Source organism: Aquirufa sp. TARAVU-A1A (assembly GCF_054558675.1).
Map to the genome: position 1 here is coordinate 40,087 of NZ_JBPXKP010000003.1, position 17,385 is coordinate 57,471.

The window sequence follows — 17,385 nt, forward strand, 5'->3', positions numbered from 1 at the left end:
GGACTTTAGACGTTAGTTTGTAGAGACGCGATACTTCGCGTCTACCCTTAAGAACCCAGCGAGCAATCGCTGGGTTTCTTTTTTTCAATACACATGTAGAGGCGCGATACTTCGCGTCTACCCAGGAGAACCCAGCAAGCAATCGCTGGGTTTCTTTTTACCCTATCTCAAAGTAGAGACGCGATACTTCGCGTCTCTAAACCTGATGATAACCCTCCTGGAGATGAATAAAAACAAAAAAGCCCAAGGAAATATCCTTGGGCTTTTGATTTGAAAACGCAAAGAATCGCGCCTCCGCTAAATTAATTATTTTCCAATGCTAGGATTCGTTTGAACCTCAACTAATGGAATACCGTAGATATAACGAGGATCTGATGGCTGAATGGTTGCACCTGCACCAAAAGATACCATAGGTTCTCCACGACGTGTTACATCATTTGCACGGAAACCTTCCGCTAAAAATTCAATACGGCGTTCTGTTAAGATAGCTTTGATTACGTCAGCTTTTGTATCCAATGCTGGGAATACATAAGAAGCATCTGAACGACCGTGAACAGCTTTCAACAAAGCGACAGCACGTGTTAAGTTACCTGTTTCAGCTTCAGCTTCAGCAAGGTTTAACAATACTTCAGCATAACGAATATTAGGCACAAAATCTACGTAAGGAGATACACCACTAAACTTCGTAGATGATGGGAACTTAGCAACTGCAGTCGTAGCGACAGTCAATTTTGTTTTACGATCATCCGTTGCTGCAAATTGTGGATTGTTATAAATACCAATTGAACCGGTATTTAAATAATATTCCACATTACCTGCGTTGAAATAGTATCCCAATTGATTCTGCGTTCCCGGAGCGTTTGTTGCATCCATTGGGAATGAGAAAATAGACTCAGTCGTTGTATACGGAGCTTTAAATACTGCCGATACATCCGCTTGTAAAGCATGTGCAACACGAACAGATGACTTAAACGGAGCAGCAGCTGAAACAATTTTATTCGCATCTGCAATCACACCAGCATAATCACCCATCGCTAACTTAACACGCGTTTTCAATGCGATTGCCGCATTTTTGTGTGCACGTGTTGTATTCAACAAAGCAGTACCATATGAATCTGGCAACTCCGTTTCCGCATCATTCAAATCTTGTAAGATCTGCGCATAAACTTGAGCAACAGTACTACGAGGCATGTCATTATCTGCTGAAGATACAGAGCCCTTCAAACGTAATGGCAAACCAGCAGAAGCACCTTTATCCAAGATATAAGGTTTAGCAAAGTATTGAACTAATGAGAAATAAGTCAATGCACGCAAAAACTTAGCCTCTCCACGATAATTAGCTGCCAATGTAGATGAAACTGCATTTGGATTAGCTGCCAATCCTTCTAAAAACAAATTTACTCGGTTAATTGTCAAGTAACCTTGTATCCAAAAACCAGCTAAATATGAATCTGATGGATCTTGGTTGCCTTGATAAGTTGAGTAACCTGTAACCGAGTTTGTAGTACGGTTAACCCAATCCTCTCCACGGATATCATTATAAATTAAATAACGACCTCCGAACAAACTACCATTTTTGGCAGAACCATACAAACCATTTACTTGGGAAAGGACACGAGCAGGTGTATTAAATACCGTTGCATCAGACAAATCCAATTCCGGAACTGCATTAAGGAATTCCTTATTGCAAGAGGAAACAGTCATCGCAAGTGCAATAGACAAGATTCCAATTTTATTTATGAATAATTTCATTTTCTATATCTGTTAAAATTACAAACCAATATTAATACCAAATGTAAATGAACGACCTTGAGGAATTGAGTTACGCTCAATACCAGATGCAAGGTTAGAATCTCCATTTGAAGAAATTTCAGGGTCTACGCCAGTATATGCTGTTAATAACCATAAGTTATTTGCTTGTGCATAAACACGGATGCTTGAGATTCCGATTGAGGCTAAGTTCGTAGGAACTTTATAACCTAAGGTTGCTGTTTGCAAACGTAAGAAATCACCCTTTTGAACATTGGCATCAATTAAGAATGAAGAACCATTCGAAACGTTGTCACCGTATACAGCCTTTGGAATTTCAGTCACTTGACCTGGAGTCTTCCAAGATGTCAACACTTCAACCGAGTTATTCCAAACACGTTGGTCACGCAAACCTGCTTGTGAACCATTGTAGATATAGTTACCTCCTGAGAATGTAAAATTCACACCTAGATCAAAACCTTTGTAACGGAATGTATTATTGAAACCTCCGTAGAAAGTAGGTAATGTATTTCCTAAAATTTGTTGCTCAGAAGAAGGAGACGTTGTAGCCTTACCATCCAATGTTGTCCAAGCCAAAGCTCCACCTAAGTGCTGATATTGAACCTTCGTTCCATCACGCTTGATGTAGATACGTCGACCATTTTCTGGGTTAACTCCTGCTGTTTTTACACCGTAAATCTGTGCTGCTGAATAACCTACTTTCGTAATAGAAGTAACCTCTAAACCCGAAGTAGCTGTTAAGATTGGCGTGTTTGCGTCAACTAACGATGTAACCATGTTTTCGTTGGTAGCAAAGTTCAAGTTCGTTGTCCATACAAATCCATTGTTATTAATTGGAGTTGCCGTAACAGCTAATTCATAACCTTTGTTATACATGGAACCTACGTTTGCTAAAATCGTATTTCCGGGAATACCTTTTGAAGGTGCTTGAGGTACGTTCAAAATCAAGTTGTTGATATCCTTGTAATAATAGTTCGCCTCCACTTGAATACGATCATTTAAGAAACTGATATCTAAACCAACGTTGGTTTGTGCTGAAGTTTCCCATTTCAAATCCTTGTTACCCGCTTGGTTAAATGCCAATGTTGGCGCCGCACCGTAAAGACCTGATCCAAAAGTCGAATAAGAACCGTAAGCATTTGGAACGTTACCATTACCTACTTTACCATAACTAGCTTTTAAACGTAGGTTAGTAATTTTGTTACCCAAATTCAAGTCCTTGAAGAATTTTTCTTCTGATACAGTCCATCCCAAAGATGCACCTCCGAAATCACCCCAACGGTTTTCCGAAGATAAAGCCGAGTTACCATCACGACGATAGTTGGCACTCAAGAAATACTTGCCCGCATAGTTATACGAGAAACTACCTAAATATGCTTCATAAGCTACTTGGTAGATACCATTACCTGCAGCTAAATTGGTTCCAAAGTTACCTTGGAAGTCTGTGAAGAAGTAATCTGCCAATGTTTGGCGTTGCGCTCCCCAGTTTAGTACACGTGTCTTTTGCACATCAGAACCTGCAATCACAGAGAAATTATGTTTTTCTGCTAAAGTCAAGTTATACTGTAAGGTATTGATCCAGTTCCAGTTATCCGAACGAGCGGTGTTGTTATATGCATCACCACCAGCAGACCATCCGTCACCATTGTATGGATTGAAGAAACGAATGTTTTCCGTGTTACGACGATCCCAAGAATAACTTGTCTTCGCAGTTAATCCTTCCATTAATCGGAATTCAGCCCCTAAATTGGCAATTAAACGCGTGTTTTCAGATGTAATTTTATCCAAATCACGAACTACAGCTGGGTTAGGGAATTGAGCTGGCAATAAGTTATTCAAACGACCTAATGTGTTATTCTCTAAGTTATATGAACCATCAGGAAGGTAAGCTGGCAAGTTAGGTACTTGAGCCACAGCAATACGACCTAAACCAGAAGTATTAAATGCACCACCTGCATTTGAACCCGACATAGGTGCTTTGTTGAATGTATTCGAGTAGTTGAAATTAGCTGTTAACTTCAACCATTTCGTAGCTTGGTGATCCATATTGAAACGACCAGAACGACGTTGGAAGCTATTGCTACGCAAGAAACCATCTTGATCAGAATATCCAGCAGAGAAATAGTAATTCGTTTTATCAGTTCCACCATTGATTGTCAAGTTATGATTCTGAGAAACAGCGGTTTGGTAAACTTCTTTGTACCAATCCGTATCGATTAACGAGCCATCAGGGTTGTATGCCGGCAAGAAAGATTTATTTTCTGCATTACGTTGTGATGCTGTAATGGCATTTGGGTTCATGGCTAAAGCATTTGCAATCGCTCCATTTTTGTGATCCATGTATTGTTGCGCGTTCAAGACATCCGGTAAACGAACTGCCTCTGAGATACCTGCCCAAGAATCAATCGAAACTTTTGCTTTTCCTGATTTACCGCGTTTTGTCGTAATTAACAAAACCCCAGCACCAGCACGAGAACCGTAAATAGCTGCTGAAGCGGCATCTTTCAATACGTCAATCGACTCAATATCTGAAGGGTTAATATCAGCTAATGGGTTATTCGTAGTCGAGTTGGCCGATACGTTATCCGTAGAAATAGGTATACCATCAATAACAACCAAAGGAAATGAACTTAACGAAAGTGAGCTCAAACCACGCACACGAATTACCGGAGGGTTATTCAACAAACCATTGGGCTGCGTAATGTTTACACCGGCAGCTTGACCTGTCAATCCTTGTGAGAAAGATTGAACGGGACGCTCTGCGATTGTTGCAGCTTTTACTGTTGAGGCAGCACCCGTAAATTCTTGGCGTTTTTTGGTACCGTAACCAACCACAACTACTTCAGAAAGTTGTTGGTTATCCGCTTGTAACTGCACATCAATCACACTGCGAGAGCCTACAGCTACAGTTTGGGAATTAAAACCTACAAAAGAGAATACAAGACTTGCTCCATCTGCAATTGCGATTTTATAGGTACCGTCAGCAGCAGTACTTGTTCCTTTCGCGGAACCTTTGGCACTGACACTAACGCCCGGCATACCACTCCCATCTTCTGAAGAAGTGACTTTACCGGTAACTTGCCTTGTTTGGGCGAATAATGTGCTAACTACAGCCATCATTAAAACCCAGGATAGTACTAGTTTTTTCATGTTGTTTAGTTTAATGAATTTGAATTCGAAAATTAAAGGTTAAAACTCAAAAAGAAGCGAATTGTTTATAAAAATTTGTTATTATTCATATAAATCGAAATAAAATTTGGCAATAAAAAAGGGCGACCCAATGGATCGCCCTTTAATAAACCAATTACTAATTGATTAGTTCTTATCCCAGAACAATTTTGTCGTGTACAAGTCACCACCTACTGCAGAAGCAGCAGCTGTATAGTTTGCACCATTCAATGTTTGCTCAGTTGAAGGATATGAGAAACGTGTAGGGAAGCTTGTCAACTTAGCGTTAACTGGTTTTGAAATAATTGGTTGATCCAAACGACGAATCTCAACCCAACCTTCGTAAGGACGGTTGTAAAGAGCGATCCATTTTTGAGTACCAATTTTTTGCTTCCAATCTCCAGCAGCAGTAGCATAAGCAACCTCAGGTTGAGCTAAATAAGCAGCAGCATCAGCAGCTGTTCCACCCCAATACAAGATTGATGCAGTAATTGCATTATTGTAGTGAGATTCAGCAGTACCTGCTACAGAGAATCCTCTTTCTTTTGCTTCAGCACGTAAGAATTCAGTTTCTACATAATCCGCTAATACGTAAGGAGCAGCAGCATCAATAACTTTCGCGCCAGCACGAGAGAAATCAACGAATGTATTTGCTTTACCTACGATACCACCAGCATAAGCACCTGAATTGTTCTTCGAGAAGAAAGCAGATGTACGAGGATCATTCCAACCTAACAATTTATCCATTAAGTCTTTCGCAGCGATGTAATCTTGACGACCACCAGTTACGATATCAACATATAATGGGTTTTGATTAGGAGATGCTGAAAGGAAAGTAAACAATCCATTGTCAGCAGCAGCAGAGATTGCACCAGCATCAGAAGATTCAGCAGCTGTTTTCGCTGTTGCAGCATCAACATCAGCTAATACCATACCTAATTTGAAACGCAATGTGTTTGCAAATTTAACCCACTTAGCAGCAGATCCTTTGTAAACTAAATCTTCACCAGCAGCAAAAGCGGAAGCAGAAGGATTGATTTTCGCGATATCATTGTTCAAACGAGTCATCAAATCAGCCGTAACTGTTTTTGCATCATCGTATTTAGGGAACAATATAGATGAATTGATTGATTCAGAGTATGGAATGTTACCATATGTATTAACTAAAATACTGTATGTGTAAACTTCCATAATGTCCAAGATCGCCAATTTGTTTGCTTTCTCAGCAGGTGCCAAAGAAGCATCCGCATTGATCAAACGAGCTGATTCACGCAAATCCGCGATAACGTCACGGTACATTGTTGTCCACCAACCATTTGGAATCGCACGAGTATTGAAATCATATTGTGCTTCATCTTGGTATACAGCCATCGCCCAATGCGAAACTGTAAAACGGAATACGTTTGTATTCACACTCGCAGATGCCAAAGATCCAGCAAGGGTCTTAACGGCATTCGAAAACAAGGTCGGTGCAGGAACTGCAGCAGGCCTTTTAGTCTCAATGTTCAATTGAGAGATGTCACTTGTACAAGCTGCAAATAAAACCAACAGCGGTACAAAAACGATTAATATTCTTTTCATCATTATATAATTTTAGGATGATTAAAATAACAACTTAACGTTAAATCCGATAGAACGAGTTGTTGGATAAGCACCAGATTGGTATCCTTGGATGTTTCCTGAAGATAAGTTTTCTTCCGGATCTGAATAAGGAACAAATTTCTGGATGATCCAAAGGTTTCTACCGAATACCGATAAATCAACTCCTTTAACACCACCTAATTTACGAACGATAGAGCTTGGCAACGAGTAAACGATGTTAGCCTCACGTAATTTAATGTAGCTCGCATCATAAACGAATGCTGCAGCTGGGTTGTAAGCGTAACCATATGTTCCGTATTCGTTTTCTACACGGATATCATTTGGAGTACCATCAGCTTTAACACCTGGCATAATTACCCCACCACCATCAGCGATTGAGTTACGAGAAGGATTCCCTTTATCATTCAATCCTGCAGACTCAGCTAACACACCTGTTGCAGCTCCGTAATATTGATCCAATGAGAATACGTTACCACCTTGCTTGATATCGATCAAGAAGTTGAAAGTCAAGTTTTTGTAACGGAATGAGTTGTTCACACCACCAATCCAGTTCGGATTTACATTACCAATGTTGTTAGTCGTTGTAGTTGTGATATCATAACGTCCATTTGCCTTAACCAACTTTTGACCATCCTTCAAGTTCCAAGTTTTTCCTTGGATGATACCGTAAGGTTGACCAACTGTTGCGTTGAAACTCACACCACCTTGGAAAGTAGCAAGTTGTAAGTTTTGGCTTCCGTTATATAGACTCAATACCAATGAATTGTTTTTCGTGAAGTTCACGTTAACATTCCAAGAGAAATCAGCTGTTTTGATTGGGTTAGCAAACAAGCTTAATTCAACACCTTGGTTTTCAATGTTACCCGCATTTACATACGTAGAAGAGAAACCTGTTGCTGTTGAAACAGAAGCTGGCATGATTTGATCCAAGGTATTTGTTTGATAGTAAGTCAAATCAAATCCTAAACGGTTTTGCATAAATGCCATCTCTAAACCGATCTCACGTGATTGTGTTTGCTCTGGTTTCAAGAATGGATTGTTTTGCGTACTTGGTGCAGAGAACAAAATAGTCGAACCAAACGGAGCTGGTTGATCATATACGTTTCTGATTGCCCCCCAAGGAGCATCGTTACCTACTGTTGCGTAGTTAACACGTAATTTTCCTGAAGTTAACCAAGGTAAATCCTTGAAGTGCTCAGAGAAATTCCAGCTAGCAGCACCTGAATAATACAAGTATGCATTGTTAGCCACTGGCAATGTAGACGACTTGTCTTGACGGATAGTTCCATCTAAAGTCAAGAAGTTTTTGTAAGACAATGTCACACCACCAAATAAACCAAATACTTCACGTGGAGTATAAGACTCAGATGGAGCAGCAACTGTTCCTTTTGAGTTAGCTACTGAATATAAACCTGGAACAATTAATCCCCCGTTAGTAGCAGCTGAAATTGCACGTGCATATGATTTACGTAAGTTCAAACCAGCTAAGGCTTTTACGTTGAAATCAGTAAAGAACGTCTTATCGAAGTTCGCCAATAAATCATAGTTAGTTTCGTTAAACGTACGATCTAAACGGCTATAACCAGCAGCAGCTTGAGAACCTACCGCAGTACGCTCCTCTTGGAATTCATTATAAGTATCCAATGTTACACGACCCATCAAATTCAAATAATCTGTAGCCTTGTAGTTCAACATTGCATTTCCAAAAATACGAGAACGTGTATCGTTTTGGTAGTTTTGGTAACGAGTCCAGTAGTAGTTATCTGTGTAGATTGGTTTCAAACCAGCAGGAGTTGATGGATCACCCCAGTTCCATGTAACGTTTTGATTGTTACGGAAATAAGCAGCTTTTTGATCTTGAATATCAACGTTCGTTTGATACCATTGACGGAAATTTTGGTTCACGTTCAATCCATTGTAACCAGAACCATAACGACCTAAACCATCTACAGTAGAGAAGTTAGCTGTTGCTGATGCTGTCAACTTGTTATTAATATTATACGAACCACCCAAGTTGATAATATTTTTAGAAACTAATGAGTTTGGCAAAGTACCACGCTCTTCGTTACGCGTAAATCCTAATTTGAAAGTACCTTTATCGTTAGCACCGTCTAATTGAATCGCTGTGTTGTTAGAAATAGCTGTTTCATAGAAAGTAACAGGCGTATTTTTAGCAGCTGCCCAAGGGCTAGTCTTCATGTAGTTTGGACCTGCTGGATCAAATGAATCCCAAGTATAAACTGGACGATTATCAAATTTCACACCATAAGAAGCATCTTCTGCCGTAGGAACAACGTAATCCTTTACGCCATCACCATTCGCATCAAAATACAAGAAACCATCTTTTTGGTATGGATCAGAATAACCCGCACCATATTGGTTTTGGTATGTTGGGAATGTAGTCTTATCAATCGTTCCTACTGTTAAACCAGCGTTGATCGACAATCCTAATCCTTTTTTCGCTTTCTTCGTTTGGATCATGATCACACCATTCGATGCACGTGAACCGTAAAGAGCAGTTGCCGCAGCACCTTTCAATACTGTCATTGACTCAATATCGTCTGGGTTGATATCAGAAGCAGCATTACCGTAATCGTAACCACCACGACCAGTTACCTGGTTAGATGAGTTCTTGTTCGTGTTATCAATAGGCACACCATCCACAACGAATAACGCTTGGTTATTACCTGTTAATGATTTGTTACCACGAATAACTACGTTGGTTGAACCACCCACAGCGTTACCTTGTGTAATTTGCAAACCAGCTACTTTACCAGAAAGTGCTTGGAATGCATTACCAGTACGCACGCGAGTTAATTCATCTCCTTTTACTTGTTGAGCAGCATAAGGTAATGAGTTTTTCGTACGAGTCAAACCTAAGGCAGTTACCACAACTTCGTTTAACTCAGATGCATCTGAAGCTAAAACTACGTTGATCGCCGACTGGCTTGCTACTGAAATAGTTTGTTGTTTGTATCCAACAAAAGAGTATACCAAAACAGCTCCATCTCCTACTGAGATTTTGTAAGAACCATCGGCACCTGTTGTTGTACCACGAGAGGTACCTTTTAGGCTGACACTAACTCCGGGTAGAGCAGAACCATCCTCTGAAGAAGTAACCTTACCAGTTACTTGCCTTGTTTGAGCTAATAATGAACTGAAAACAGTCATTGTTAAAACCCAAATGAGTAAGAGTTTTTTCATGTTGATTAGTTTAATTAATGAAAAAATAAAACATTTAGTCCGGCAAATTAGGAATTTTCCGTTAAAGCCCAAAGAAAATACCAAAAAAATAGGGGTTCCCTATTTGGAAACCCCTATAAATCAGTTCAGAGCAGAATCTTATTTTGGATTCTTTAAAGGCGCACTGCCAGCTCCCGCTGGGTTGTTTGCCAACTCATTATCTGGTACATCCCAATAATCTAAGTAGTTATACTTGATTGTTGCATTTTTTGAGATAGAAGATCCGTCTTTTGAAATGACAACCGCACCCGTACGACCATTTTCTAAAACACCCCAACGGCGTGCATCGTAGAATGATAAACCACGGAAAGCTAACGCCACACGACGCTCTTTACGTAATTCTTCTTTTACTGTCGCAGCGTCAGTTGACGTGATTGCAGCAATACCCGCTCCTTGATAAGCACGAACTGCGTTGATGCTTGCAGCTGCACCAGCTACATCACCTGTCCACAATTTCGCTTCTGCTTTCATCAATTCGTTTTCTTCGTAGCTACCCGCTAAATAAAGTACACCAGCTCCTGCTGTACGGTTTGAATAAACCATCACACCTGCTAAGCCAGCTCCTTTATCAACAATCGCCCAACGCGTATTGAATGCGTTGCCACGGTCAGCATTACCAATCCAGATTGGATATTGCTTGAAGTTGTTTGCTAAACGTTGGTCACCTGCATTAAAATCTTGAATCAAACGTTCCGAGATTTTGTATGTGTTACCTGATGCGTTAGAACCTACCGCACGTGCTGCCACGTTATAGTTCGATGGTGAGAAGATATCACCGTTTGCATTCGTAGTTCCCGCAAATACCGGATCAGATGCTCCAACACCCGCATTAGCTAAAGACAAAATTTGTCCCCACTGCGCAGCAGTCATTGTTGCTGTAGGTGTATTTACCAAGATATTACGTGCTTTCAAGGTATTGATATTCTTAACCCATTGAGCTCCTGAAGGTACACCACCTAAATCATTTTGGAAAAAATCTGGAATCAACGAAGTTAATACCGCTTGAAAATCAGCATTTGAACCTGATGAAGTTGCTGCAGAAGCCGCTTTATCAAAGTTTGCATTTGCCTCTTCAATGATTTTTTCTTTCGAAACATACGTATTGTTTGTTATAGACGCTGTATTAACAATCAAACCAGCATAGTACAATGAACCAATACGTGAATAAGCGATTCCCTTCCAGAAATACGCCCAAGCTTTAATCGCATTTTTCTTCGCAGCTGCATCTCCTGTGAATGTAGTCTTATCTACCGCCTCAAGAATTGTATTACAAGCATTGTTCAATTGATACATCATCGCCCACTCATGGAAACCTGGGTTACCACCTTGTTGGGCATTTGTATTCACAGCACGTAACAATACTTTTTGTTGTGCAGGGTTGTTTGGATTAGGAACTTGTGCTCCATTGTCCAAGATAACCATGTCAGGTGCCGACAAGTTATTCATGTAGGTATTAGCCGCTTCCGCAGAAACGATATCTCCCATTAATTCATGAATACCCACAACACCGTTGTAGAATGCTCCTACAACTCCATCATAGTATTTATTACCTGCAGAAGTAAATCCGTTTTTGTAAACAGATCCTTGCGCTAACGCGACGATACCCGCTTCAGAAGCTGCAGTAGCTGGCGTTGGTTGGTTTGGATTTTGAATATCCAATTGATCCTTACACGACATCACCGTTCCACCTAAAAGCAGAAAGGAAAGCGCGGTTATTTTTATATTTTTCATGTTCTTCAAATTTAAATAATACCTTTTTCTATTCTGAAATTAGAAACCAATGTTCAACTGTACTTGGTATGAACGTAAGTTTGGCATCGTGTTGTGATCCACACCGCGATCCCAAGCCGAGTTACTACCACCAGAAGAAATTTCAGGATCCATACCTGTGTAGTTTGTCAATGTGTACAAATTACGTCCAGAAGCTACTAATTGTAACTTACGGAATCCTTTGATACCTAAAGCTTTCACTAAATCTACACCGATAGAAAGGTTACGTAAACGAGCAAATGAAGCATCTTCATAGAAGTAGTTCTTAGTACCATTACGTGATACCTCTGCGTACACTCCACGGTAGAATGCAGACCATGCACCAGTTTGTCCGTTGATTGTAATAGGCTCTTGGTAATCCGAGTGAATACCATCACGGTACATCCACTCTTTTGTTTGGTTGTACAAGTGAGCTCCTTGAACTAAATCAACTTGTAAGTTGAATGTTACAATTCCTTTGTAAGATAATTCATTGATAAACGATGCATTGAATGCAGGGTTTGGATCTCCAAAGCTGAACATTTTCGTAGAGAAATATGGCGCCTTAGTTGCTTTGTTTACTACCCAGCCATTTGAAGCTACTTCATATGCTGAACGCTTATCAGCTGAAATTGCATCCGTTCCATCTGGCAATTTAGCATCTAAGCTATGAACTCCCATGAAACCATATAATTGACCGATTTTCTCGCCTGCACGTAATACGTATCCTGAAGAACCTGCAGCAGACAATACAACAACCTCCGCATTACCACGAACAGCTGTGATTTCAGAAGTTTGCTTACCAAAGTTTGTTGTGAAGTTCCAAGTCCAATCCGCATCCTTATAGATTTGAGCATTTAAGCTAGCTTGGATACCTGAAGAAGCTAATGAGAATGCATTATCTTTTACCGTACCAATACCTGTTGAAGGTGCTGCATCTACGTTAAAGATCGCATTATCCGTAGAACGCTTCCAATAAGATCCTGAGAAGTTCAATGAATTCAACCAAGCAGAAGACTTACCTAAATTCAAACCGATATCTGTACCAATTTCTAATTCTTTAGAAATCTCCACATTCAAATTAGGATTTGATTGTGTTAATGGGAAATAGAATGCGTTACCAGAACCAATAACACCCGTATTCAACGTGATGTAACGATCAAATGCGTTTGGCTGAATACCTGCCTCACCATATGCTGCACGAATTTTGAAATCTTCTAATGTAGTTGAGATTTTAGAATTCTTGAAGAAACCTAATTCAGAAATACGCAAGTAAGCATCTCCACGAGGGAATGTTTGTGGCGTTGATGCCGCTCCAAACGCAGACGAGAAGTCCGTACGGAAACCACCTGAGATACCACCTAATGTTCCGTAATCCAAACGCTGCGTTGCTAAGTAACCATACGTAATGAATGGCTCACGGTAATCACGTGCTACATACGTTGCAGCTGCTTGCGAAGTATTAAATGGTGTATAGTTTGGTAAACCAATACCATAAGATACATACTCTTTGTTTTCACGATTACGGTAGTCAAATGCTACTTGAGTCGTCGTGCGCAAAGGAATGTTCAAACCAAAATCTTTCTCTAAGTCTGTTTTGATGTAAGCAGATGCTAAGAAGTTTTGGAATGATTTCGTGTACTCATATTTATTCAACTCACCTGTTGCATCATTACCATTGTAATTGTAGATCCAGTATTGTTGATCCATGATGTTCTTGTTACCTGTTTGATTCAAGTAAGTATAAACACGATTTTCTGTTTGATAGTTGATACCGTATTTCGCATCCAATGTCAAGAACTTGTTCACTTCATAGTTCAAGTTCAAGCTTTGGTTAATATCAATACGCTTTGAATCTGTCGTAGAATAAGTATTAACCGCATTTGGGTTGTAACCATTCACACCCACAGCATCACCAAAATACGCAGGATAATTTCCATCAGTATCTTTGAAATCATAGTTTGCAAATGGACGTGAGTTAAATACTGAATAAATGATTGAACGACCCGTTCCATCATTGATTGTATTCTTCGTATATACTAATTGAGTAATTGAACGCAATTTCAAACCTTTCGCTAACTCAAAACCTAAGTTGGCTGTCAAGTTCGTACGATTTAAACCACCCACATTTTTGAATGGACCCGCGTTATCAGCATTTGACAATGTCAAGCTATAATCACTTTTATCAGCACCACCCGAAATCGCAAGTGAGTTCGTGTAGTTTGTCGTTGGAACAAAGAACATTCCAAAGTGATCATAATATTTCAAGTTTTTATCATAAGGCTTGTTAATCAATACCGTAGGATCAGTACTTGCAAAAATTACGTTCTCAGAATAAGAACCATACGTAGGATCCAATGTCAACGGATTTCCTGAACCACCAATAACCTCGTTATTCGCATTCGTTTTGAAACCGTGCATCGTTGCTTTGTGCAAACCTCCCACGTTTAATGGAGTCGAGTTAATCACTGAAGAGTTAATATCAATGTTAACTTTTCCTGCTTTACCTTTTTTCGAGAACAATTGGATAACCCCGTTCGCTCCTTGTGCACCGTAAATCGTTGCAGCCGCAGCTCCTTGGATAACCTCCACACGCTCAACGATATTTAAGTCAATAGAACCTAAATCTGTAGCTCCTAATTCAACCCCATCCAATAAAATCATTGGGCTGGTACCACGGTTGATTGTGTTGATACCACGTAAAACGATATTTACCGGCTGGCCTGGCATACCGTTCACCGCAGAAATCTGCGCTCCGGCAATTTTACCTACCAACGCCTGATCAATCGAAGCCGATGGAACAGAAGGTAAATTTTTAGCTGTAATCGCTTGTACATCAATCGCCGTCGAACGCTTGTCGATCGCCGTACCAGTACCCGTTACAACTACTTCAGATAATTGGCGTGCATCTGTCGTCAACTTCACGTTGATAACCGATTGACTTCCTACCTGAACACTTTGAGCATTTAATCCTACAAAAGAAAATACTAATGTAGCACCATTAGGAACTGCAACGGTATATTCTCCGTCCACATTTGTTTGAGTTCCTTTTCCAGTTCCTTTAATGGAAACTGTTACACCGGGTAAACCTGAGCCGTCCTCAGCTGAGGTCACCTTTCCTGTTACCTTTCTATCCTGCGCTACTAAACTAGTAAGCGAGAAGAAAGCCAACAAAAAAGTCATGAGTAAATTTTTTTTCATGTACTTGTTAGTTAGGGTTGAAAAATTTGTTGATAAATAATCAATCTGCAGGAAATTTATAGAAATATTAATAAACAGTCAACTTTTGACCAAATTATTAACGGCAAAATTGACCAAACTCAGAATTTTCGTATGAAAATAGGGCAAATCAAACCTTATTTACTTATGATTCGGAAAAATAGTTTCACTTTTCGTAGGAATCGAAAAGAATCCATTTTTGAATAAATTTAATTATTCCAAGAAATCAGAGTATTTGATTCAAAGCTAGCACTCCCAACAATCCTGTAATCGACACGATTGTCTCCATCAATGACCAAGAACGTATCGTTTGTTTGACGGACAAATTAAAATACTCTTTAAACATCCAGAATCCTGTATCATTGACATGAGAAAACATCAAACTGCCGGCTCCAATACTTAATACCATCAAATTGGGATTTACCCCTCCTGCTACAACTAAAGGTAAGATCATTCCGGCAGCCGTCAAGCCAGCAATTGTGGCAGACCCGATACATACACGAATGATCGCAGCCATTAACCAACCTAAAACCAACGGGGGAATCGGGAGTGTTCCTAGGTAATTTGCAATTTCATTGCTAACACCTGAGGCCAACAATACTTCCTTAAAAGTTCCGGCCCCAGCAATAATCAACAGAATCATGGCCACATCTTTCACCGCATCTGTATAGATACTCATGATGGACTCTACGGATTTCCCCATACGAATCCCCAACGTGTAAGTCGCAAAACAAATCGCAATCAACATCACCATCGCGGGGTCTGCTACAAAATGTAAAATCGGCGATGCGGACGATTCATTTCCTAATTGTAAATTCAATGCGGTTGTACATACTAATAGGAATACAGGCAATAGTGCTGTCAAAAAACTAGATGATATACTCGGAAGCTCTTCAGCTGGTAATTCTTGGGATACAAACGATTTCGCTATTTGGGGCTGAATATGTCCCAAGGTCTTCGCAAAAATAGGACCCGCCAAAATAATCGCCGGGATCGACACAAGAATGCCATATGTCAAGGTCAAGCCCATGTTGGCATCAAATTGAGCAACCAAAGCCGCTGGAGATGGATGAGGAGGCAAATAGCCATGTGCCACCGATAAAGATGCCATCATAGGAACACCCGCCATTAAGGGATTTAGCTTATAACGCTGAACGAGTGCGAAGATTAATGGAATCATCAAAACAAATCCCACATTATAGAACAATGGAATACCAATTACAAATCCGGTGACCATGAGGCCCCAACTGATATGCTTCTCGCCAAATAAGCGAATCAAAGACGAAGAAATTTGTTGGGCCGCTCCACTCGCAGCCACTAATTTACCCAACATGGCCCCCAATACGATGATGGTCACCAAAGAACCCAGCGTATCCCCCAAACCTTTTTGAATCGATTTGGCTAAATCAGGCAAGGGTAAACCTAACATGATGCCGCTGAAGATACTGACTAATAAAAATGCAATAAATGAATTTACCTTTAAATAGGTAATCAGAAAGACCAAAAGGCCTATACACAGGATTACGATTGCAATGGACATCTTATTAAATAGGTTTTGCACCAAAGTACAAATAATTCCTAGATAACAAAAGACCTTGGACGTTAGACGTTAGACATTGGACGTTAGACGATATTTCATTACGAGTTAATAAAACGTAGAGACGCGATACTTCGCGTCTTAAATAAATTATCGCAAATATTACGTCTCTACAAAAACAAGCATATATGACTAATGTCCAACGTCTAGCGTCTAGCGTCTAAATTAAAAATCCCCATAGGTCTCTTCCAAATATTGTTGCATCACCATGATATCCTCTTTCGAAGTCAAATCAGGCACATTTTCCGCCAATGGAATCGCATAAAAACCACGCCCCTCACCTTCTCCAAACATGACAACCGAAGTAGGCAACTCCTTCTCATTACGAACAGGGTGAAATGGCGTCTTCGCTAAATAAGGCAAGAAAGTCGATGCCTCAAACACAAAGACATTCATACTTACTCCTAAACGACCAATCTTAGCCATCAATTCCGCCGCCTGCTCCGCCGTGGGCTTTTCGATGATCTCCAACAAATATCCAGCCTCATCCGTACGAATCAAGGCAAATGCCGAAATACGCTCCGCAGGATACAATAAACTATCTCGGTGATACGAGATTAACGCATTGGGTTCCGGAGAATTCCACAAAGTTTTCAAGGCATTCACGCTGTACAAATTATCCGAGTTACATACAATAACGCGTCCTTTTTGCCAGTCGGCATGTTGCATCAAAGCTTGATAAACCGCATCTGCAGTTCCTGCTGGTTTCTCGCGATCCGCTGCGATTTGTTGGCGTGCAAATACAATCTTCATGCCCCAACAAGCATCTTTGGCCATTAATTCCTCACAATATTCTTGCGAAACGGTATCCGTAGGATGCAGCAAGAGCATCACTTCCTCAATCCCCGCCAAATGCGCATTGTATAATTGATAGTCAATCAGGGTTTTTCCATTCTTCCCTACTTGAATCATCCCCTTTGTTACCGAATTCGCTTGCGCAACTAAATTAGGATCTAAATCACTCGCTCCTTCCGCCATCGCTTTCTTCATACGCGATGCCATTCCGCCCGCCAAAATCAATAATCTCTTTTTCATAT

The 17,385-nt window shown here is 40.3% G+C and carries 8 protein-coding genes; all 8 read right to left on the minus strand.

Annotation, left to right across the window (positions count from 1 at the left end; translation table 11 throughout):
• Positions 1-306: 306 nt before the first annotated feature.
• Entirely contained in the window at positions 307-1,752 is a 1,446-nt protein-coding gene (locus tag V7S75_RS04690) for a RagB/SusD family nutrient uptake outer membrane protein (RefSeq protein ID WP_459511790.1), read from the minus strand.
• Positions 1,753-1,770: 18 nt separating this feature from the next.
• The gene (locus V7S75_RS04695) at positions 1,771-4,920 is read right to left on the minus strand and encodes a SusC/RagA family TonB-linked outer membrane protein (protein ID WP_459511792.1); all 3,150 of its coding nucleotides are present in this window, start codon (positions 4,918-4,920) and stop codon (positions 1,771-1,773) included.
• 165 nt (positions 4,921-5,085) lie between these two features.
• Positions 5,086-6,519, minus strand: a complete 1,434-nt coding sequence (locus tag V7S75_RS04700) for a SusD/RagB family nutrient-binding outer membrane lipoprotein (RefSeq protein ID WP_459511793.1) — start codon at positions 6,517-6,519, stop codon at positions 5,086-5,088.
• 21 nt (positions 6,520-6,540) lie between these two features.
• Positions 6,541-9,744, minus strand: a complete 3,204-nt coding sequence (locus V7S75_RS04705; RefSeq protein WP_459511795.1) for a SusC/RagA family TonB-linked outer membrane protein — start codon at positions 9,742-9,744, stop codon at positions 6,541-6,543.
• 138 nt (positions 9,745-9,882) lie between these two features.
• Positions 9,883-11,514: a RagB/SusD family nutrient uptake outer membrane protein gene (locus tag V7S75_RS04710; protein WP_459511797.1), complete on the minus strand. Its 1,632-nt coding sequence runs from the start codon at positions 11,512-11,514 to the stop codon at positions 9,883-9,885.
• A gap of 39 nt (positions 11,515-11,553) precedes the next feature.
• Positions 11,554-14,733 (minus strand): SusC/RagA family TonB-linked outer membrane protein, encoded by a 3,180-nt coding sequence (locus tag V7S75_RS04715; RefSeq protein ID WP_459511799.1) that lies wholly within the window; start codon positions 14,731-14,733, stop codon positions 11,554-11,556.
• Positions 14,734-14,977: 244 nt separating this feature from the next.
• Complete coding sequence (locus V7S75_RS04720) at positions 14,978-16,291, minus strand: gluconate:H+ symporter (RefSeq protein WP_459511801.1); 1,314 nt, start codon at positions 16,289-16,291, stop codon at positions 14,978-14,980.
• Between the two features lie 222 nt (positions 16,292-16,513).
• Entirely contained in the window at positions 16,514-17,383 is an 870-nt protein-coding gene (locus V7S75_RS04725) for a sugar phosphate nucleotidyltransferase (RefSeq protein WP_459511803.1), read from the minus strand.
• Positions 17,384-17,385: the final 2 nt, after the last annotated feature.